The sequence below is a fragment of the Terribium retamae genome (assembly GCF_022347545.1).
Classification (GTDB): Bacteria; Pseudomonadota; Alphaproteobacteria; order Rhizobiales; family Rhizobiaceae; genus Mesorhizobium; species Mesorhizobium retamae.
The window spans coordinates 1-18,149 of record NZ_JAKREW010000002.1 but is presented as its reverse complement, the minus strand read 5'-3'; the positions used below and the strand labels follow the sequence as shown (position 1 = coordinate 18,149).

The following is an 18,149-nucleotide window of genomic DNA, read 5'->3' as shown; positions in this document are numbered from 1 at the left end:
TTCACTTCGTGACAAGGGAACTGGCGCTTTGGCTAAGCGTCTAATCCCTCCGCCGGTACAAGCCGGATCAGGTTCAGCGGGTTGGCTTTTAGCCTCTCAGCCGGTTCGTGAAACCACGATCCGGCACCCCGTTAGAGCGGCCTGAGACATAGAGCGGGCAGAGATGGCGCGCAAGCCTTAGTTTGCCGGGTCACATCGAGTCGCTACGCGGCCACTCGCGTGCCCTTCCGTTTCCGCATGCGGGCTGGTAAGGGCGACGCCCATGAGCACATTCACCCTTCTGCTCGGCGGCGAGGTCATCCATACGCCGCGGCTCGAAACGCAGGTCGCCGGCACGCGCGTCATCGCCGCCGATTCCGGTATTCGTCATGCCGACGTGCTGAAGCTCTTGCCCGAGCTGTGGGTGGGGGATTTCGATTCCGCACCGGACAACCTGCCGCTGCATCTGGCAAGCGTGCCAAAGCAGCGGTTTCCGGCCGAGAAGGATTCTACGGACGGTGAACTTGCGGTCTCCATCGCACTCAAGCACGGCGCGACGAGGCTGAATCTGGTCGGCGCTTTTGGCGGCGCCCGGGCCGACCACGCCTTCCTGCATTTGGCCTTGGCTGTACGGTTGGCGGAGCAGGGGATCGAGGTGCTTCTGAGCAGCGGCGCGCAGGAAGGCATCCCGCTGCTGCCAGGAAAAACCGCCGCCTTCGACTATGCCGACGGAACGCTGTTTTCCGTGCTTGGCTTCTCAAACCTCGATGGACTCACCATTACGGGGGCCAAATGGCCGTTAACGGCGGTGGAAGTACCTTTCGGGTCCTCGCTCACCATTTCCAATGCGGTAAAGGGCAAGCTCGAAATGGCGCTTGGCTCCGGCCGCGCCCTCTTGCTTGCGCATCCTTACCCACTACCTGAAAGCTGACATGGCGCCGCCACTTCTCAACCTGACCGGTATCAAGCTGACCTTCGGCGGTACACCGCTGCTCGACGGCGCGGACCTCGTGGCTGCTCCCGGCGACAAGATTGCATTGGTCGGCCGCAACGGATCGGGCAAGTCGACGCTGCTCAAGATAGCCGCCGATATGATCGAGCCGCAGGATGGCGAGGTGTTTCGTCAACCAACGGCGACCGTGCGGTATCTGCCCCAGGTTCCCGACATGGATGGCTTCGCCAGCGTGCGCGCCTATGTCGAAGCAGGACTTGGTCCGGCTGACGATCCGCATCGTGCCACCTATCTGATGGACCATCTGGGCCTGACGGGCGAGGAGAGGCCGTCGGATCTTTCCGGCGGAGAGGCGCGCAGGGCCGCCCTGGCTCGCGTGATGGCTCCGGAGCCGGACATCCTGTTGCTCGACGAACCGACCAACCATCTCGACCTTGCCGTGATCGAATGGCTGGAAGAGGAACTGGCACGCACATCGTCGGCCCTGATCGTCATTTCCCACGATCGCCGCTTTCTGCAGCGCGTTTCGCGCGCCACCGTGTGGCTCGACCGTGGTCAGACGCGACGGCTGGAAAAGGGGTTCGCCCATTTCGAGGAATGGCGTGACCAGGTGCTGGAAGAAGAAGAGCGCGAGCAGCACAAGCTCGGCCGGCAGATCGTGCGCGAGGAGCACTGGTTGCGCTATGGTGTGACCGCGCGGCGCAAGCGCAATATGCGCCGGCTCGGCGAGTTGCAGTCCATGCGCCAGCGCTTTCGCAGTCATCGCGGCGCCGAAGGTACGGCAACGCTGGTCGCGAGCGATGCCGCGGAGTCCGGCAAGCTGGTCATCGAAGCCAAGAATATCGACAAGAGCTTCGGCGAGCTCACCGTGGTGAAAGGGTTTTCAACCCGCATCCAGCGTGGCGATCGGGTTGGTTTGGTCGGGCCCAACGGTGCCGGCAAGACGACGCTGCTCAAGATGCTGACGGGAGAACTAGCGCCCGATGCAGGTTCGGTTCGACTGGGCGTCAATCTGGAGATCGCAACACTCGACCAGAAGCGCGAGGCCGCGAGCCCCGAGGAGACGCTGGCCCACTATCTCACCGACGGGCGCGGCGAGAATCTCGTCATCAATGGCGAGCAGCGCCATGTCGTATCCTACATGAAGGATTTTCTGTTCAAGCCGGAACAGGCACGCACGCCGGTCCGGGAGCTTTCCGGCGGCGAGCGGGCGCGACTGCTGCTTGCCCGTGTCCTGGCGCGGCCAGCCAACCTTCTGGTCCTGGACGAGCCGACCAACGACCTCGACATGGAGACGCTGGAGCTTCTGCAGGAACTGGTGGCGGGTTTCGCCGGTACGGTCATCCTGGTCAGCCATGACCGCGATTTCCTGGACCGCACGGTGACCAGCGTGATCGCGCCGGACGGCGCTGGCCGTTGGGTCGAATATGCCGGCGGCTATTCCGATATGCTGGCGCAGCGCGGCGGCACGAAGCTCGAGGACCGCAAGGCCCGCAACGGTCAAGCGGCCGAGCCGAAGGCTGAAAAGCCGCGTGCCGAAGCATCGAAGGAACCGGCCAGGAAACTTTCCTTCAAGCAGAAATTCGCCTTGGAAAACCTGCCGAAGAAGATCGATGCGGTGACGGCGTCGATCGCGCGACTTGAAAACAACATCGCCGATCCGGCCTTCTACGAACGCGATCCAGTCGGCTTCCAGAAGACGATTGCGGCGCTCGACAAGGAGCGCTCGGACCTCGCGGTGCTCGAGGAAGAATGGCTGGAACTGGAAATGTTGCGCGAGGAGTTGGAAGGCTGATTGTGCCTCTCGGGCGTGGCTTGTGCCGGCATCATCAAATCCGGCATTGATTCCAGCGGGGCGGGTCGTGCTACCGTTGTCGCGGCGGTCGATCGATGCGCCGAGCCTAGAGCGTTTCCGTTTTTTACGGAAACGCGGAAACGCTCTAAGCTTTTTTCGCGGCATTATTGTAACGCCAAGTGATTCCACTTGGCTACAAAATGCTCTGGGAGGAGGATTTCATGGCAGAACCAACCGGGTGGCGTCACATGTCGAGCGCGCCGAAGGACGGCAGCCGCGTCCTGGTGACGGTCAGGTCGTCCGAGCAAGGGCCTGCCGAAGTCGATGTCGCCTATTGGGCCCGGGCCGATCAATACGGCATGGAAGGCTGGCGCGCGAACGATTCCTATCCAGGCCATATGATCGAATACGCCGATCCCGAGCTGAAATGCTGGATGCCGCTGCCGCGCGCCAACGCGAATGCCTCCGCCTTGGCCGATATGCCAAGCCCATGGGAGGGCAGTGAAGAGGAACTCTACGGCTCGGGAATTTAAACCGAGAACGCTGCAAACCGCGCTGTCCGTGTAACCGGTCGGCTTTCCAAAATCGTGCCACGGCTCATGCTTAACGGATGGTGTCTGAGCCTGATCCGGCATGTAACCATGTTGTTCAATATATTATGAAGCTCTTTCATAAAGCAGCAATATTGATATAGCTTGATATATCGGCAAAAAGACCGACCGAAAAAGACCGGTTGTATCAAGGCGTTGCAGGGATGCGTAATCTTGAGACTGGCCCGGGCCATCCTGCTCGGCACCGCATGTTTTTTCCTCTTTCACGTCGTACCGCTCGGGTGCGTTCGCTTGCGGCTATTCTGGTCCTTGCGTTCACCGCAATGACTGCTTCCACGGCATTCGCGGATGAATGTTCGTCGCTGGCACGCCAGATCCGAAGCGGCGGCAGCGGTGGAGCCAGTCCACAGCAGGCACAGTTACGGCGACAGCTCGTGGCCATCCAGGCACTGGAACGGCGCCGGCAGTGTTCAGGCAAAAGTACAAGCGGTTTCTTCAATCCCTGCGCCGATCTGGCACGCATGCGCGATGACGTGATGCGGCAGATGTCGGCGAGCAGCGGCGGGCGCGACGTGTCCAATCTTCGGGCGCGCTATGCTGCGCTCGGCTGTGCGCCGGAACGGCGTGCGCAGCCTAAACCCCAGGCTGTTCGCGAGGCCTCTTCGGGTTCGATGGCGATCGGCGGCACGTCGATGCTTTACTGCGTGCGCCCGTCCGACGGCTATTTCTTTCCCGCGCCAAAATCGCAGTTTGCGAGAGATTCCGATCTGAAAGAGACGATCGATCAGTGCCGATTCATTTGCGACGATCCGAGCATGGAGGTCTACGCCCTCACGGATCCCAGCCTGGAAACGGAAGAGATGATCTCGGTGGCTGAGCGCAAGCCCTACAAAGATCTGCCGGCCGCCTTCCGCTATCGCGACGCTTCGACTTTCAAGAGCTGCGATTTGCGCAACTACTACAGCCGGGTCAACGAAATGCGGGCGCGAACGGTAACGCCGGGCAATATGGCCAATGCCATCATTCCGCTGCCGACCGAGAAGCCTCAACAGGATTCGATCGTCTCATCGGCAACTGTTGCGGAGCCCCCAGCGCCGATGGCGCTCGCCGAAGAACCTGCAGCCAACAAAGCGGTCCGCATCGTCGGCCCCGTCTTCCTGCCGGATTCTTGAAAGAACCAGCAGGCGGCTTTTGCTTTTGGTCGACGCAATGCAGCCGCATGCTGGGAGATGCCTGAGATATTTAGTGGCGAACCAGTCCATTGTGATTTGGGCCGGACGACGCGCGTATACTTGATGCCGCCGTTATTCCGCTCCACATCCACTAAGATGAACAACAAGGCACGACAGCTTGATGCGGGTTGGCTTTGGGGATTGGCCCCGTCGCTGATTCTGCATGCGCTGATCATCGCTCTCTTGGTCTACGGGACTTCAAGCCTTCCCCTGCAGCCGCAGGATGATGGAACGGTCAATGTCGTCATGGTTCCACCGCCTGACCGAACGGAACCGAAACCGGTTCCGGCGCCGCCCGAGCCGAAGGCCGAAGAACCAGTTGAGCAGAAGGCCGCTTTGCAGCCAAAGCCTTCGCCCCTCGAGGAGCTGAAGCCGGTGTCCAGGTTCGGCGCCGAAGACGAAGGCCCTCGAAAATCCCTGGCTGGAGACAGTGCGCAAGAAAACCCAGCGCCGGCGAAGACTGACGATCCGAAACAGCCCGCCGCGGTGACGGACGGCGAGAGTCAATCTGCCGTGGAGGCTGCAACTGCAGCAAAGGATACAGGCGCGCTTGAGCCCGACGAGCAAGAACCATCGACGACCGATGCTGAAATCGAGCTTCCCATGGCAGCCGCAACGCCGCGGCCCCGACCCACAAAAGCTCCAAAGCCGGCGAGGGAGAGCGCGAGAAGATCGGGTGCCGCGGATGTGGAAATCGCTTCGTCGTCGCAAGGATATTCCAGCCTTCCCGGCGTCCGTCGCCTTTTTTCGCAAGGTGCGACCGGCGACCCGTTTGCAACGACCTCTATGGAGGGGGTGCCGCGCGATCAGCGGGTCGGCAAACTTTGTGCAAGCGCATTGCAGCGGAAGCTCCGGGATGAAGGTTACTCCGCCGAATTGCTCCCATACCGGCGGCTTAAGGCTGGCAATGTCCTAGCCGACGCAGACGCTACCTTCCGCACGCGATCGGCTTGGTACAGGGTCAGCTTCAAATGCGAGGTCGACGCCAACGCGACACGGGTACTGTCCTTTGTTTCCCGTACCGGAGCTGTTGTTCCGCAAGCTGAATGGGCAGACCTCGATCGGTCTGCCCGCTTCTGAAACTGCGGGCAGCGATCAGCCGGACGTCTTGCCCTGCCAGGCCTTGAGCGCTTCGTCGAAGACCTTGTCGCCGGGAAGCCCCTTCTCCATCGTGATCAGGGCGCGACGACCGGATTTGTAGACGACAGGGATGTCGATCCACTGCTGATTGCGCAGCAAAGTCAGGTTGGCATCCTGGTCGGCTTTGGTGTCGTTGAGGGCAACGAGAAAATAGCCGTCGGCTATCTTCGCCGGCACGCCGATCAGCGGACTGCCGGCCTCCTGCTCCGATGTCTTCATAGCGATGCGAAGCACGTTGTCGATGCCGCCGCCTTCGAAACCTTGCGGGGTCAGAAAGATCATTTCGATGATGTGGCTTGCCGGCAAGGTCTGGTCGGCATTGCGGCGGATCGTCATGCGTAACTGCACATCCTTGCCGGGCACCGTCACTTCCGCGCGGATCGCAGGTTCCGGCGGAGCGTCGCCACCAGGCGACTCCTGAACCACCGTCCAGACGATGTTGCCCGGTTGCGCTGATCCTTCGGCCGCGCTGGTGCGCTCTTCATAGTAGATCGCCTTCTGACCGACCGGAATGGCCGGCTGCGTGGCGGAGGCCCCGGGCGTTGCGGGTGTTGTCGCTCCCCCTGGTGCAGCAGGATCATTCGGTGTCTGCGCTCCCGGCGCGGCCGGCTGTCCGTCGGCAGGCTGCGTCTGGGCCGGGGGTGTCGCCGGAGGCGGTGTGGTCAACGCGACGATCGATGTGCCTTCGCCGACGCCGGCAGCGCCGGCCGCACGGCCAGGGTCTGTCTCCTTACCGTCGGGCATCAGGCGTTGGGTGAATTTCTGTTGCTCGCCATTTTCGGCAGCTGGCGCTGGTGCAGGCGAGGGGGGTGTCTCTGCCGGAGATTGCGCCGGTGTCGGGGCCGGGGTTGCCTGCTCTGCAGGCTTGGGCGTGGTGTCAGCGGTCTGCGTCTGATTGAGACCGAGCATATCTTTGAAGGTATCCCGGTTCAGCCAGACACCATAGCCGCCCCCGGCCAGAACAGCCAGCGCGAGAAGCGCCACGATGATGGGGCCGAAGCTGCGCTTCTTTTCCGGCTCGTCGATGTCGTCGAAATGCTCGTCCGCAATATCGTCTTCAGCGGGCTGCTGCGTCGAGAAAAGCGAATCGTGGACGTTTGGCAGTCGTTTGTCGGTCTCGAAGGCCTGCGCCAGCGGCCGTTCAGAAGGCGATGCCTTTTCCTCACCGAGATCGAAAGTGGGGCCGGTGTCGCTTTTGGGTTTCGGCCATACCGGCGCAGGCGGTGGTTTTGGAGCGGACGGAACCGGATCCGACTTGGCGGTCGTTGCAGGTTGTGGCCTGGGGTCCGGCTGGCTCGTTTCCGCTTTCGACCTTTGCCAGGACGGCTGCGGTTGGACCGGGCGTTCCTCCACACGGGGAGGAACGGCAGGCTGCGGCCGAGGCGCAGGTGCTGCAGGTTCGGTCTTCGTCGCAGGGCGCACATGGGTCTGCTGCGTACGGTTGCGATCGATCGAGGAGAAGATGTTCTCGAGTTCCGCCAGCGGATCGAGCGGTTGCGCGATCTTGTTATAGTCCTTTTCGACGGAGACGATGGCATCTTCGAGCGCCTTGCGCTGGCGATCGGCGACCGCAGCGGGCGGTGGTGGATTGATAGCAGCCAGCTTGGCCTCGATGGTGGCGCGCGCCTTGTCGTAGACCTTGGCACGCACATCCGGCGTCGTCTCGCCGAGCCCATCGAGAGTCTTCTTCAGAACTGCAACGAAATCTGCCATGCTTCAATCGAACCTGTCGTTCGCTTCCAGGGCGGGCTTTAACAAATCAGCGTGCCCGCCAGGCTTTTGACAATTAATCTTGAAACGGATCAGTCACAAGTATGGTGTCGTCCCGTTCCGGACTGGTGGAGAGAAGCGCCACGGGGGCACCGATCAACTCCTCAATGTAACGCACATATTTGACCGCCTGAGCCGGCAATTCGGCCCAACTTCTCGCTCCGGCGGTCGTCTGAGACCAGCCTTCCAATGTTTCATAAATCGGCTTAACTGCAGCTTGTGCCCGCATTGAGGCAGGCAAATAGTCAATCTGCTGGCCGTCGAGCTCATATCCGACGCAGATTTTGATTTCCTTCAGCCCATCGAGGACGTCTAGCTTGGTCAGCGCAATGCCCGTGATGCCGGAAGTCTTGACTGTCTGGCGCACGAGTACGGCATCGAACCAGCCGCAGCGACGCGGGCGTCCGGTGTTGACGCCGACCTCTCGGCCGACCTTGGCCAGATGACGGCCGATCTCGTCATCCAGCTCGCAGGGGAAGGGACCTTCGCCCACACGCGTGGTGTAGGCCTTGGTGATACCCAGGACATAACCGATCGCAGTCGGGCCGAGGCCGGAGCCTGCGGCAGCCTGGCCCGCGACCGTGTTTGACGAGGTGACAAACGGATAGGTGCCATGGTCATTGTCAAGCAAGGCGCCTTGCGCACCTTCAAACAGGATACGCGCACCGGTGCGGCGCTTTTCGTCCAGTACCCGCCAGACCTGATCCATGAAGGGCAGGATCTGATCGGCGATGGAAGTCAGTTCTGCATGGATCGTCTCAGCTGCGATCTCGTCCAGTCCCATGCCGCGCCTCAGCGCATTGTGATGGGTCAACAGCCGCTCGATCTTGAGCATCAGCGTTTCGGGTTCTGCTAGGTCCACCAGGCGGATCGAGCGGCGGCCGACCTTGTCTTCGTAGGCCGGGCCGATGCCGCGGCGGGTGGTGCCGATCTTGAGACCTGAATTCGCGTCTTCCCTGATGGCATCGAGTTCGCGATGCAGGGACAGGATCAGCGGCGCATTGTCGGCGATGCGCAGGATCTCCGGCGTGATCGTCACGCCCTGGCCGCGCAGCTTTTCCAGCTCCTGGACGAAATGATGAGGGTCGACGACGACCCCGTTTCCGATGACCGAGAGCTTGCCCTGCACGAGACCCGACGGCAGCAATGCGAGCTTGTAGCTGACACCGTCGATCACCAGAGTGTGGCCGGCATTGTGGCCACCATGGAAGCGCACGACCACATCGGCGCGGTCGGCTAGCCAGTCCACGATCTTGCCTTTGCCTTCGTCGCCCCATTGCGAGCCGACGACCACCACATTGGCCATGTCACTATCCCTTGTTCGACACTAAAAGCGAGCTCCGAAGCCCGCCACGACAGGCCCATATAGCGTCAAGCCCTCCGTCGCGCGACCTTTCTTTGCCGTTAATGCCATTCCTAGGCACAAGATTTTCGCCTTTTGCATCATTTACTTGGGTGTCGCGGCACCATAGGTCGGTGTCTTCGCGCCAAGAGACGATCCGGCGGAGTCTGCCGTATGCACCGCAAAGCCTATCTCCTGCTTCTTCTGACCACGCTGCTATGGGGCGGCAACGCTGTGGCTGGAAAACTCGCCGTTGGCCATGTTTCACCGATGACACTGGTGTTCTTTCGCTGGGCTATGGCGGTCTTGATCCTGCTGCCGATCAGCGGGCGTGCCTTGCTGGAAGACTGGCCGATTGTTCGGCGCCACCTGTTCCTTCTTCTCATTCTCGGCGCCTGCGGCTTTTCGTTGTTCAATGTAATTTTCTACGCAGCGCTCAACTATACGACGGCGATCAACGTATCGATCGAGCAAGCCAGCATGCCGATCTTGATCATCGTTGCGAATTTCCTATTCTTCCGCCTCAAGATCGGCTGGCTGCAAGGGTTCGGTGTTTTGCTCACCATTGTCGGCGTCATTCTTACCGCCAGCCATGGAGACCCGACCCAGCTCCTGAAACTCAACTTGAATTTCGGCGACGCGATCATGCTGGTCGCCGTCGTGCTCTACAGCGGCTATTCGGTTGGTCTTCGGCTGAAGCCGACCTTGCAGTGGCAGAGCTTGATGCTGGCCCTGTCGATCGCTGCCCTCTTGGTTTCAGTGCCATTCTTCATTTGGGAGGTCGCGAGTGGCACTGCTATCTTCCCCGACGGACCGGGATGGGCAATCACGCTTTACACGGCGCTCGGGGCCTCGGTGATCTCACAGGTCACCTATATTCGCGGCATTGAGCTCATCGGCGCCAACCGTGCCGGGCTGTTTATCAATCTTGTGCCGATTTTTGGCACCCTGCTGTCCATTCTGATCCTGGGTGAGGATTTCCACCTGTATCATGCCATCGCCTTGGCGCTGGTCTTTGGTGGCATCTGGCTGGCCGAGCATGGCAGCCGCCGAAGAACAGTCCAGCAAGGGGCCTGAACGTTATGAAAAAGGCGCGGCCGAGCCGCGCCTTTTGAGGTTTACCGGGCGGTGAAATCAAGCTGGCCCGACATCGAACTGTAGCCGTTTGGCCGAATCGATCGTCTCATGTGCACGTAGCTTGGCAAGTACTTCCTCCGGGAACGGCGCATCGAGGTAGAGCAGTGCGATAGCGTCGCCGCCCGGGCGGTTGCGGCCGAGCTGGAAGTTGGCGATGTTGACGCCGTTCTGGCCGCAGACCGTGCCAAGCAAGCCGATGATGCCTGGCGCATCGGCGTTGGTGGTGTAAAGCATGTGCTGCCCAACCTCGGCATCGAGATTGATACCCTTGATCTGGATGAAGCGCGGCTTGCCGTCGGAGAAACAGGTGCCGGCGATCGAACGGGTCATGTGCTCGGTCTTGACGGTCAGCTTGATGTAGCCATCGAAAACGCCGGATTTGTCGCGCTTGACCTCCGCAACGATAATGCCGCGCTCCTTCACCATGATCGGAGCCGACACCATGTTGACGTCGGCCACCTGGGGCCGGATCAAGCCGGCGAGAGCTGCGCTGATCAACGCCTTGGTGTTCATCTGCGCGGTCGAACCATCGAACAGGATCTCGACTTCCTTGATCGGGTCTTCGGTGACCTGGCCGACGAAGGCACCGAGCACTTCGGCCAGCTTGACGAAGGGCTTCAGTCGCGGGGCTTCTTCCGCGGTGATCGAGGGCATGTTGATGGCGTTGGTGACGGCGCCCTTGACCAGGTAGTCAGCCATCTGCTCGGCCACCTGGAGCGCGACGTTTTCCTGTGCTTCGGAGGTGGACGCACCAAGATGCGGCGTACAGACGACATTCTCCATGTTGAAGAGTTCGTTCTGTTCGGCAGGCTCGACTTCAAAAACGTCGATGCCGGCGCCCGCGACCTTGCCGCTCTTCAGGCCTGCGATCAGGTCCTTCTCGACGACGAGACCCCCACGCGCACAGTTGATGATGCGCACGCCATCCTTCATCTTGGCGATCGCCTCGGCGTTGATGATGTTGCGCGTCTTGTCCGTCAGCGGCGTGTGCAGGGTGATGAAGTCGGCACGGGCGAAAAGTTCGTCCAGTTCCACCTTCTCGACACCCAGTTCTTCGGCGCGTTGTTCGGAGAGGAACGGGTCGAAAGCGACCACATGCATCTTCAGGCCGACGGCACGGGTGGCGACGATGGATCCGATGTTGCCGCAACCGATCAAGCCGAGCGTCTTGCCGGTGATCTCCACACCCATGAAGCGGTTCTTCTCCCACTTGCCGGCATGGGTCGAGGTGTTGGCTTCCGGAATCTGGCGGGCGACCGCGAACATCAGCGCGATGGCGTGTTCCGCCGTGGTGATGGAATTGCCGAACGGCGTGTTCATGACGATGATACCGCGTCGCGACGCGGCAGGGATGTCGACGTTGTCGACGCCGATGCCGGCTCGGCCGACAACCTTCAGATTGGTTGCTGCGGCAATCAACTTCTCGGTGACCTTCGTGGCCGAGCGGATTGCCAGGCCATCATATTGGCCGATGACTTCGAGCAATTTTTCTTTGTCCTTGCCGAGATCGGGTAGGTAATCGACCTCGACGCCGCGATCCTTGAAGATCTGGACGGCGGTGGTGGAGAGTTTATCGGAAACGAGTACGCGGGGCGCCATTGCTGCCTCCTTGAAGAATGATTGAATGGTTCGAGAAGAGGCGGCCCCTTTGTTGGAGCGTGATCTTTTCCGAAAACCGATTTCCACTCTTCGGGATCACGCTGTAAGGCCGCCACAAGCCTGTGTCAGGCAGCCGCCTTGAGCGCCGCCTTTTGATTGGCAAAGGCCCAGTCGAGCCACGCGGTCAGCGCAACCAGATCGGCCGTCTCAACCGTCGCACCGGCCCAGATGCGAAGGCCGGGAGGGGCGTCGCGATAGTGACCGATGTCAAAAGCCACGCCCTGCTTGTCGAGTGCGGAGACGATGCCCTTGGCGAAGGCTGCCTGGCCCTCGGCATCCAGCGCTGTGACGTCCGAGTCGACGATCGACAGGCAGATGGAGGTGTTGGACCGGGTTTCCGGAGCCACAGCCAGATTGTCCAGCCAGGCGGATTTTTGCACGAACGCGTCAAGTGCCGCAAAATTGGCGTCCGCCCTGGCAATCAGCGCGTCGAGGCCGCCCAGGCTCTTTGCCCAGTTCAGGGCATCGAGATAGTCTTCCACGCACAGCATCGACGGCGTGTTGATGGTTTCGCCCTTGAAGATCCCCTCGATCAGCTTGCCGCCCGAGGTGAGGCGGAAGATTTTCGGCAATGGCCAGGCCGGCTTGTAATTTTCAAGCCGCTCGACGGCGCGGGGCGACAGGATCAGCATGCCGTGTGCGCCTTCGCCGCCCAGAGCCTTCTGCCAGGAGAAGGTGACGACGTCGAGCTTGGCGAAATCCAGCCGCTGGGCGAAGGCTGCCGAAGTGGCGTCGCAGATGGTCAGGCCCTTGCGGTCGGCCGGAATGAAGTCGCCGTTGGGTACGCGCACCCCGGATGTCGTGCCGTTCCAGGTGAAGACGATATCGCGGTCGAAATCGACCTTGGTCAGATCGGGGAGTTCGCCATAGGGCGCCTCGAACTTGCGAACGTCTTCCAGCTTGAGCTGCTTGACCACGTCGGTGATCCAGCCGGCGCCGAAGCTCTCCCAGGCGACCATGTCGACACCGCGTTCGCCGAGCAGCGACCACAATGCCATTTCGACGGCGCCGGTGTCGGAAGCCGGAACGATACCGATGCGGTAGTCCGCCGGAACCTGGAGAATTTCGCGGGTGAGGTCGATGGCATCGGCCAGCTTGGCCTTGCCGATCTTGGCGCGATGCGAACGGCCCAAAGCAGCATTCCGGAGCGCCTCGACCGACCAGCCGGGACGTTTCGCGCAAGGACCTGAAGAGAAATTAGGATTAGCCGGACGCACGTCCGGCATGGGGAGAGCAGTCATCGTGGTCTATCCTTCCAGATAGTAAGCCCCTCGGTGGGGAGGGGTGGCCCACTCGCGGCATTACCCGAACGTCCCGAAAACCGCAAGAGATAAAAGAAGTTGCTGTGCCGGTTCGTGCAGCATCGTGCAGAACGAAGCTGGAACGTGTCAGCCGAAGTGGCACAAAACTGACACAAGCGGTTCGCCGTCTGTTCACGCAACGGCTGGTCCAGAAAAGCAAATCGCCGCCCCGACTGGCATCGGGAGCGGCGACAAGACAATTGAAAAGCACGACAGCGCTTTCGAAGGAAATTCCTACCACAGCGTCCTGAACGCCGCAACGCGGGCGGGCCTCTGGTATGCGGAAAACCGCGATACTTGCCCGCGTCCGGTGGTGCCGACGCTTAGGCGCATGTTCGGCCTGTCGGCGCTCGAAGCCGTCCAGGCGATCCGCGTGGCCAACGGGGTGCCGCGATGAGCGCGCCCTTGCAGGTCAGCGCCGCGCTGCTCAACTCGCGGCTGGTCAAGAACGGTCCTTCCAATCCCGAACTGATCGCCGGCTACGCTTCCGGTGAGATCGTCACGCGCCCAGCACGATCGACGGCCAGCCGCGCCATGCGTCGGTTTCAGGGTCGCTTTAGCAAGTCGCGCCCGCAACGCTCACCCGATCGGGAAAAATCGATCCATCGTCGCCGCACCCTCGCCGCGACCTGGCCCATGCCTCCCGTTATGGCCGGCATGCTCACAACCAGCCAAGTCGCCTATGCGCGGCTCATCGCGGATGAGGTTCATCGCACTGGCCGGTGCGAGCTGACCCTTGACGAGATCGCCGCGCGCGGCGGCATGTGCCGCAAGACTGCGAAGCGCGCCCAGGATCGCCTTGCTGAGCTGGGATGGATCACGGTCGCGGAACGGCCGATCGAAGGCCGCAAACACCTGTCCAACGTCGTGCGCATCGTGTCTAGCGAATGGTCGACATGGATCAAGATGGGGCCGAAGCCTCGCCCGATAGGGGGACATTCGTGTCCTACCACGGGAAACCAGTCATCTAAATCCTTCCACGCCAAGCCGGTTGATAGGCCGCAAGGGGCTTATGAGAGGGAGCGAGGGCGACGGCGAGGGCAACCGGGAACGGGAGAGCGCGCCAATGGCTGAATGGCCATACAACACAAGGAACTGGCAGCGGCTCAGGCTGGCGAAGCTTGCCGAGAACCCGTTGTGCCACGCTTGCGAACTGAGAGGGCGCATCGCGCCGGCCGTGGCCGTCGACCATGTGAAGGCGATCAAGGCCGGCGGCGATCCTTTCCCGTCGTTCGACGGGCTGATGAGCCTTTGCGAGCGCTGCCACAATGAGAAGACGAATGCGGTTGATCGGCCTGACCGCGCCGCGTCCGGTCGACGGTTCAAAGGCTTCGACGTGCACGGCAATCCGATCGATCCGGGTGACGATTGGCATGGTGGGGGTGCCTGAGATCACGGGGAACGCGGGGTGTAGGACCGGCGTGGGAGTTGGGAAAATACTTAGTTTCATAGACTTAGCAGGATGAAGGGTAAGAGAAAATGGCACTGAGAGGCGTGGGAGCGAAGCCGCTTTCGGAGCGTGGCAAGGTCGACGGCCGTGAGGTTTTGCCTTGGAATGAGCCGGGTCTGAGCCGCGCCGATCGCGTGATCGCGTTCTGTGAAGACCTACCGATCACCGCCGGCAAGCTTGCCGGATCCTCGATGCAACTCCGCGAATGGCAGCGAGAGTTCATCCGCGCCGTCTATGCCGAGGACACGGCCGGCCGGCGGCCGGTGCGCACTGCCGTGCTGTCGATGGGCCGCAAGAACGGCAAGACGCAGCTCGCGGCGGCGCTGGCGCTCTGCCACCTACTGGGGCCGGAAGCCGAGCCGCGCGGCGAGGTCTATTCCTGCGCGCTTACCCGCGACCAGGCGGCGAAGCTCTATGCTGAAATGGCGGCGATCCTGCAGGGCCACCCGGAGCTTGACGACCGCTGCAACATCGTCCGGTTCACAAAGCAAATCGAGGTGCTGACCGGCGACGGGGCCGGCTCCATCTATTCCGCCCTGTCGGCAGACGCCGGGAGCAAGCTGGGCTTGTCGCCGTCCTTCGTCGTCTATGACGAGCTGGGGAGCGCGCCGAACCGTGCCCTGTTCGATGCGATGGATACCGCGTCGGGCGCTCGCGACAACCCGTTGATGATGGTGATTTCCACTCAGGCGGCGGCGGATCACGCCGTCATGTCCGAGCTGGTCGACTATGGCTTGCGCGTCCAGTCGGGCGACGTTGCGGACCCGTCCTTCCACCTGACGCTCTACGCCGCACCGGAAGACGCGGACCCGTGGGAGCCGGCGACCTGGCTGCTGGCAAACCCGGCGATCGGCGATTTCCGCTCTCTGGAAGACGTGCAGCGGCAGGCGGGGCAGGCGCGGCTTGTGCCGTCGAAGGAAGCGGCCTTCCGCAACTTGATCCTCAACCAGCGCGTTTCCGCCGTCTCGCGGTTCATCCACAAGGCCGAATGGGATGCGAACGCCGGCACCGTCGACGCTGCCAGCCTCGACGGCCGCGAATGTTATGCCGGCCTCGACCTGGGCGCGACGCGCGACCTGACGGCCTTCGTCATGGTCTTTCCGGACGAGAAGGGACGCTATGATGTGCTGGCGCGGTTCTTCATGCCCGAAGCTAACATCGAGGATCGATCGAACGAGGACCGCGTGCCCTACGATCTATGGGCGAAGCAGGGGCACATCACGCTTATTCCCGGCGCGACGATCGATCCGGGCTTCGTCGCGGACGTGCTGGCAAACGCGGCTTCACGCTACAGCATGCAAGCACTTGCATACGATCGTTGGCGGATCGAAGACCTGAAACGCGAGCTGGGGCTAATCGGCGCTGCGCTGCCGATCACGCCGTTTGGCCAAGGCTTCAAGGACTTCTCGCCGGCCGTCGACATGCTCGAAAGGTGCGTGGCCGAAAAGCTGCTGCGGCACGGCGGCAATCCAGTGCTCAACATGTGCGCGGCGAACGCCGTGGTGACGCGCGATCCTGCCGGCGGACGGAAACTCGACAAGTCGAAGGCAGCGGGCAGGATCGACGGTCTTGTAGCGTTGGCAATGGCGCTCAGCATCTCGAAACGGCACGAGCCGGAAACGCTGCCAGCCTGCCTGGCTGAACTGGTAGCATGATATCTATTCCGGAAATTCTAGAACTGGGCGTTCGCCCTGATGCGGGCTGAGTTGGGCGCGCACGAACATCGGTGAGGATGTGTTCACGATCATGTCTTCGCCCATGTGCGGATTGTGCAAGCGAAGCAGCGGCGCTTGATAATCAACTACCTTGTAGCTGCTTTGACCTTCGTCTCCGCCCTCGATCAACCACACCCAGTACCATTTGCCGATTTCGAACATCAGTGTTTCCCTTTGAGGCGGACACCCGGGCCGCCGCCATTTTCTGGAATGAACTCAACGCCAGCGCGAACTAGAGCCTGAAGAATCGAGCCGCGCGCGGTCTCAGAAACCTGCCTACGTTCCTTTTCGAAGTCCACTACTGTTGACAGTCCAATGCCCGCTGAGGCGGCCAATTGCGGTTGCGTCATATCGATAAGCGCGCGTGCTGCGCGACACTGTGCAGGGGTCATTTCAACATTTTCTATTGACGTTGTCGGTGGGCATATTTATCAACATTAAATGTTGATATCAGGTTAAGAGGAGGTCTCCAATGCCGAAACAGTCGGTTCAGGCAGGCGTCAAAGTCAGCCAAGGTTATCCCCGTCTTCCACATGAGGGAGCCTCACAGGGGCTCGTTTCTTCGAAGACGAGTGATCTGTCGCCGGGACTTCCCGGCAAGCGCAAACACCAGAAGGAAATTACCATGAACAAGCACATTAACCCGCAAGACCTCCAGACCAGCAGTCGCGATCTTATCTTGATCCTCGCAGATGAGTTGAGTGTGCTTGAGCAGCGGTACTCTGCATTGGAAGAAGCGGCGATTAAGAAGGATGCGCCGTCGTTCCATGAAAACTATCGCAAGGCGGAACAAGTAGATTTCCTGGATCGCATTGAGGCAATCAAGGAAGCCATGTCATCAGTCGAAGCCACGTCGATCAAGGCGGCAGTCATCCAACTTGCTGTTGCAAACACCATCGTTTCGGACATGGTGGGGTTCGATCTGCCCGACGCCGAAATCGGAAAACTCGAACGGACGTTCCGCAGGCTCATGCACTCGGCGATGGGTGTTTTGATGCGTGATGCGGGGTTAGATCGCATGAGCTTCGGCATCGATAGGCTGATGTCCTTCCACTTAAACCCTTGGGAAGCCTACGAGGACCGAGTGGCTGCTTTGGGCGACCTATAGCCTATGTAAAACATGGAGTGCGAGGTTTTGTCTTGTAAGCCATAACATGGCCTGCTATGTTTCTCTTGATTGACATGGCAGGCTTGGTCGAATGGCAGGGACGGCAGCAGATTTGGTGAGGGCATTGAGCGCGAGTTTGCGCGTGCCCTTTCCGACGATCGAAGCGTACACCAGTACCCTGAGCCGCATTGGCTGGTGGGAGCGCCCCAAGCGTGGACGCGGAGCGCGCAAGAAGTCCGATATGGACGCCGCCAAGCTTCTGTTGGCAATTCTCTCAACCGGCCCGGCTAACCTGCCGAACTTCCTTCAGTACGCCAATATGCATGTCGCGCCGGGTCAAAAGCACTCGAAGCTCGTGTCGATCCTGCGTCGTGAGATGGATTTGGCGGATGATGCGAAGTTTCTCGATTTCGCAGAGGGTTTTATTCGCCTCTATCGTCGCGGCGAGACCGACCGCGTCATCTGGCATTCCCCGATGCCGGAAGGCTTCTACGGTGACGATGCGATTGACGTGCCTGGTTTGGAAATGCGCGTGAAGGGTCCTGTGCCGATGGGAGCATTCACCTTCCTGCTTTCGCATTCCGTGATCGATGAGCTGACTGACGGTGGCGAAGATAGCGCTGCGTTCCTCGGTCCACAGAAAGTTGAATTCGTGCACGAATTCCTGGGGATGGCGGAGGACGCCAAGGCCAAGGGCCGTGCTACCGAGATGTTGTCGTTTGGCAACGCTTTCCACGCAGTGGTGACAAACGCATCCGGCGTCGGTTTCGAGCGCTTTGTCGGAGGATCTGAGTTTGCAGCCGCCGCCGGCGCGCTCAACGAGGCGGCCGAATGATTGAAATGGGTAGCGAGCCCGCACGTTTTCCCGCCGTGAGGCGGCATGTCCCTGTGCCGAACGTCGTGAGACGCCCGGACAGATGGACGGGGGGGGGGGGGGGGGGGGGGGGGGGGGGCGGGGGCGGGGGGGCGGGGGGCCGCGCGCGCGCCCCGCCCGCACCCCCCGAGCCGACGCGCACCC

Annotated in this window: 18 protein-coding genes and 1 riboswitch; of the genes, 12 read left to right on the top strand and 6 right to left on the bottom strand. The window is 61.2% G+C overall.

Features of this window, described 5'->3' with window-relative positions; all coding sequences use genetic code 11:
- Positions 1-27: 27 nt before the first annotated feature.
- A riboswitch (TPP riboswitch) is annotated at positions 28-141 on the bottom strand.
- A 121-nt stretch (positions 142-262) separates the two neighbouring features.
- The 5 genes from L4923_RS03525 (at position 263) to L4923_RS31050 (ending at position 5,589) form a co-directional block, all read left to right on the top strand.
- The gene (locus L4923_RS03525; RefSeq protein ID WP_239362098.1) at positions 263-910 is read left to right on the top strand and encodes a thiamine diphosphokinase; all 648 of its coding nucleotides are present in this window, start codon (positions 263-265) and stop codon (positions 908-910) included.
- 1 nt (position 911) lies between these two features.
- Positions 912-2,726 carry an ABC-F family ATP-binding cassette domain-containing protein gene (locus L4923_RS03520; RefSeq protein ID WP_239362097.1) on the top strand — a complete coding sequence of 605 codons (1,815 nt, stop codon included), beginning with the start codon at positions 912-914 and terminating at the stop codon, positions 2,724-2,726.
- Positions 2,727-2,947: 221 nt separating this feature from the next.
- Positions 2,948-3,259: a hypothetical protein gene (locus tag L4923_RS03515; RefSeq protein ID WP_239362096.1), complete on the top strand. Its 312-nt coding sequence runs from the start codon at positions 2,948-2,950 to the stop codon at positions 3,257-3,259.
- Between the two features lie 689 nt (positions 3,260-3,948).
- The gene (locus tag L4923_RS03510) at positions 3,949-4,449 is read left to right on the top strand and encodes a DUF2865 domain-containing protein (RefSeq protein WP_239362095.1); all 501 of its coding nucleotides are present in this window, start codon (positions 3,949-3,951) and stop codon (positions 4,447-4,449) included.
- Between the two features lie 57 nt (positions 4,450-4,506).
- A complete protein-coding gene (locus L4923_RS31050; RefSeq protein WP_343302647.1) occupies positions 4,507-5,589 on the top strand; it encodes a DUF930 domain-containing protein in 1,083 nt (360 codons plus the stop codon).
- Positions 5,590-5,604: 15 nt separating this feature from the next.
- On the opposite strand, the gene L4923_RS03500 is transcribed toward L4923_RS31050, so the two are convergent.
- Together L4923_RS03500 and L4923_RS03495 are read right to left on the bottom strand one after the other, a co-directional pair.
- On the bottom strand, positions 5,605-7,362 hold the full coding sequence (locus tag L4923_RS03500) for a hypothetical protein (protein WP_239362094.1): 1,758 nt from the start codon (positions 7,360-7,362) through the stop codon (positions 5,605-5,607).
- 73 nt (positions 7,363-7,435) lie between these two features.
- Positions 7,436-8,725: an adenylosuccinate synthase gene (locus L4923_RS03495; RefSeq protein ID WP_239362093.1), complete on the bottom strand. Its 1,290-nt coding sequence runs from the start codon at positions 8,723-8,725 to the stop codon at positions 7,436-7,438.
- 210 nt (positions 8,726-8,935) lie between these two features.
- Here L4923_RS03495 and L4923_RS03490 point away from each other — a divergent pair, with 210 nt between their 5' ends.
- Positions 8,936-9,838, top strand: a complete 903-nt coding sequence (locus L4923_RS03490; RefSeq protein ID WP_239362092.1) for a DMT family transporter — start codon at positions 8,936-8,938, stop codon at positions 9,836-9,838.
- 57 nt (positions 9,839-9,895) lie between these two features.
- Here L4923_RS03490 and serA read toward each other — a convergent pair whose 3' ends face one another.
- Positions 9,896-11,497 carry a phosphoglycerate dehydrogenase gene (gene serA, locus L4923_RS03485; RefSeq protein ID WP_239362091.1) on the bottom strand — a complete coding sequence of 534 codons (1,602 nt, stop codon included), beginning with the start codon at positions 11,495-11,497 and terminating at the stop codon, positions 9,896-9,898.
- Positions 11,498-11,622: 125 nt separating this feature from the next.
- On the bottom strand, positions 11,623-12,798 hold the full coding sequence (locus tag L4923_RS03480; RefSeq protein WP_239362090.1) for a phosphoserine transaminase: 1,176 nt from the start codon (positions 12,796-12,798) through the stop codon (positions 11,623-11,625).
- 124 nt (positions 12,799-12,922) lie between these two features.
- On the opposite strand from L4923_RS03480, the gene L4923_RS03475 reads away from it, so the two are divergent.
- The 4 genes from L4923_RS03475 (at position 12,923) to L4923_RS03460 (ending at position 15,963) form a co-directional block, all read left to right on the top strand.
- Positions 12,923-13,255 carry a hypothetical protein gene (locus L4923_RS03475; RefSeq protein ID WP_239362089.1) on the top strand — a complete coding sequence of 111 codons (333 nt, stop codon included), beginning with the start codon at positions 12,923-12,925 and terminating at the stop codon, positions 13,253-13,255.
- Positions 13,252-13,932: a helix-turn-helix domain-containing protein gene (locus tag L4923_RS03470; RefSeq protein ID WP_239362088.1), complete on the top strand. Its 681-nt coding sequence runs from the start codon at positions 13,252-13,254 to the stop codon at positions 13,930-13,932. Before L4923_RS03475 ends, L4923_RS03470 begins: the two co-directional genes overlap by 4 nt.
- Positions 13,925-14,248, top strand: a complete 324-nt coding sequence (locus L4923_RS03465) for an HNH endonuclease (protein WP_239362087.1) — start codon at positions 13,925-13,927, stop codon at positions 14,246-14,248. Before L4923_RS03470 ends, L4923_RS03465 begins: the two co-directional genes overlap by 8 nt.
- Before the next feature lie 89 nt (positions 14,249-14,337).
- Positions 14,338-15,963: a terminase large subunit gene (locus L4923_RS03460; protein ID WP_239362086.1), complete on the top strand. Its 1,626-nt coding sequence runs from the start codon at positions 14,338-14,340 to the stop codon at positions 15,961-15,963.
- Positions 15,964-15,966: 3 nt separating this feature from the next.
- Here the strand turns inward: L4923_RS03460 and L4923_RS03455 are convergent, their stop codons facing one another.
- A complete protein-coding gene (locus tag L4923_RS03455) occupies positions 15,967-16,185 on the bottom strand; it encodes a hypothetical protein (RefSeq protein ID WP_239362085.1) in 219 nt (72 codons plus the stop codon).
- A gap of 310 nt (positions 16,186-16,495) precedes the next feature.
- Here L4923_RS03455 and L4923_RS03450 point away from each other — a divergent pair, with 310 nt between their 5' ends.
- The gene (locus L4923_RS03450; RefSeq protein WP_239362084.1) at positions 16,496-17,131 is read left to right on the top strand and encodes a hypothetical protein; all 636 of its coding nucleotides are present in this window, start codon (positions 16,496-16,498) and stop codon (positions 17,129-17,131) included.
- 91 nt (positions 17,132-17,222) lie between these two features.
- A complete protein-coding gene (locus L4923_RS03445) occupies positions 17,223-17,966 on the top strand; it encodes a hypothetical protein (protein WP_239362083.1) in 744 nt (247 codons plus the stop codon).
- On the opposite strand, the gene L4923_RS03440 is transcribed toward L4923_RS03445, so the two are convergent.
- The coding region (locus L4923_RS03440) for a hypothetical protein (protein WP_239362082.1) at positions 17,947-18,149 on the bottom strand (203 nt) is incomplete at its 5' end. The two genes, L4923_RS03445 and L4923_RS03440, sit on opposite strands and share 20 nt — an antisense overlap.

Excerpts from the sequence above, each read along its gene's own strand:
- L4923_RS03460 (WP_239362086.1), top strand. The coding sequence starts at position 14,338 with ATGGCACTGAGAGGCGTGGGAGCGAAGCCGCTTTCGGAGCGTGGCAAG.
- L4923_RS03450 (WP_239362084.1), top strand. The coding sequence starts at position 16,496 with ATGCCGAAACAGTCGGTTCAGGCAGGCGTCAAAGTCAGCCAAGGTTAT.
- L4923_RS03490 (WP_239362092.1), top strand. The coding sequence starts at position 8,936 with ATGCACCGCAAAGCCTATCTCCTGCTTCTTCTGACCACGCTGCTATGG.
- L4923_RS03520 (WP_239362097.1), top strand. The coding sequence starts at position 912 with ATGGCGCCGCCACTTCTCAACCTGACCGGTATCAAGCTGACCTTCGGC.
- L4923_RS03465 (WP_239362087.1), top strand. The coding sequence starts at position 13,925 with ATGGCTGAATGGCCATACAACACAAGGAACTGGCAGCGGCTCAGGCTG.
- L4923_RS03445 (WP_239362083.1), top strand. The coding sequence starts at position 17,223 with ATGGCAGGGACGGCAGCAGATTTGGTGAGGGCATTGAGCGCGAGTTTG.
- L4923_RS03515 (WP_239362096.1), top strand. The coding sequence starts at position 2,948 with ATGGCAGAACCAACCGGGTGGCGTCACATGTCGAGCGCGCCGAAGGAC.
- L4923_RS03470 (WP_239362088.1), top strand. The coding sequence starts at position 13,252 with ATGAGCGCGCCCTTGCAGGTCAGCGCCGCGCTGCTCAACTCGCGGCTG.
- L4923_RS03500 (WP_239362094.1), bottom strand. The coding sequence starts at position 7,362 with ATGGCAGATTTCGTTGCAGTTCTGAAGAAGACTCTCGATGGGCTCGGC.
- L4923_RS03495 (WP_239362093.1), bottom strand. The coding sequence starts at position 8,725 with ATGGCCAATGTGGTGGTCGTCGGCTCGCAATGGGGCGACGAAGGCAAA.
- serA (WP_239362091.1), bottom strand. The coding sequence starts at position 11,497 with ATGGCGCCCCGCGTACTCGTTTCCGATAAACTCTCCACCACCGCCGTC.
- L4923_RS03480 (WP_239362090.1), bottom strand. The coding sequence starts at position 12,798 with ATGACTGCTCTCCCCATGCCGGACGTGCGTCCGGCTAATCCTAATTTC.
- L4923_RS03510 (WP_239362095.1), top strand. The coding sequence starts at position 3,949 with ATGGCGATCGGCGGCACGTCGATGCTTTACTGCGTGCGCCCGTCCGAC.
- L4923_RS03525 (WP_239362098.1), top strand. The coding sequence starts at position 263 with ATGAGCACATTCACCCTTCTGCTCGGCGGCGAGGTCATCCATACGCCG.
- L4923_RS03455 (WP_239362085.1), bottom strand. The coding sequence starts at position 16,185 with ATGTTCGAAATCGGCAAATGGTACTGGGTGTGGTTGATCGAGGGCGGA.
- L4923_RS31050 (WP_343302647.1), top strand. The coding sequence starts at position 4,507 with ATGCCTGAGATATTTAGTGGCGAACCAGTCCATTGTGATTTGGGCCGG.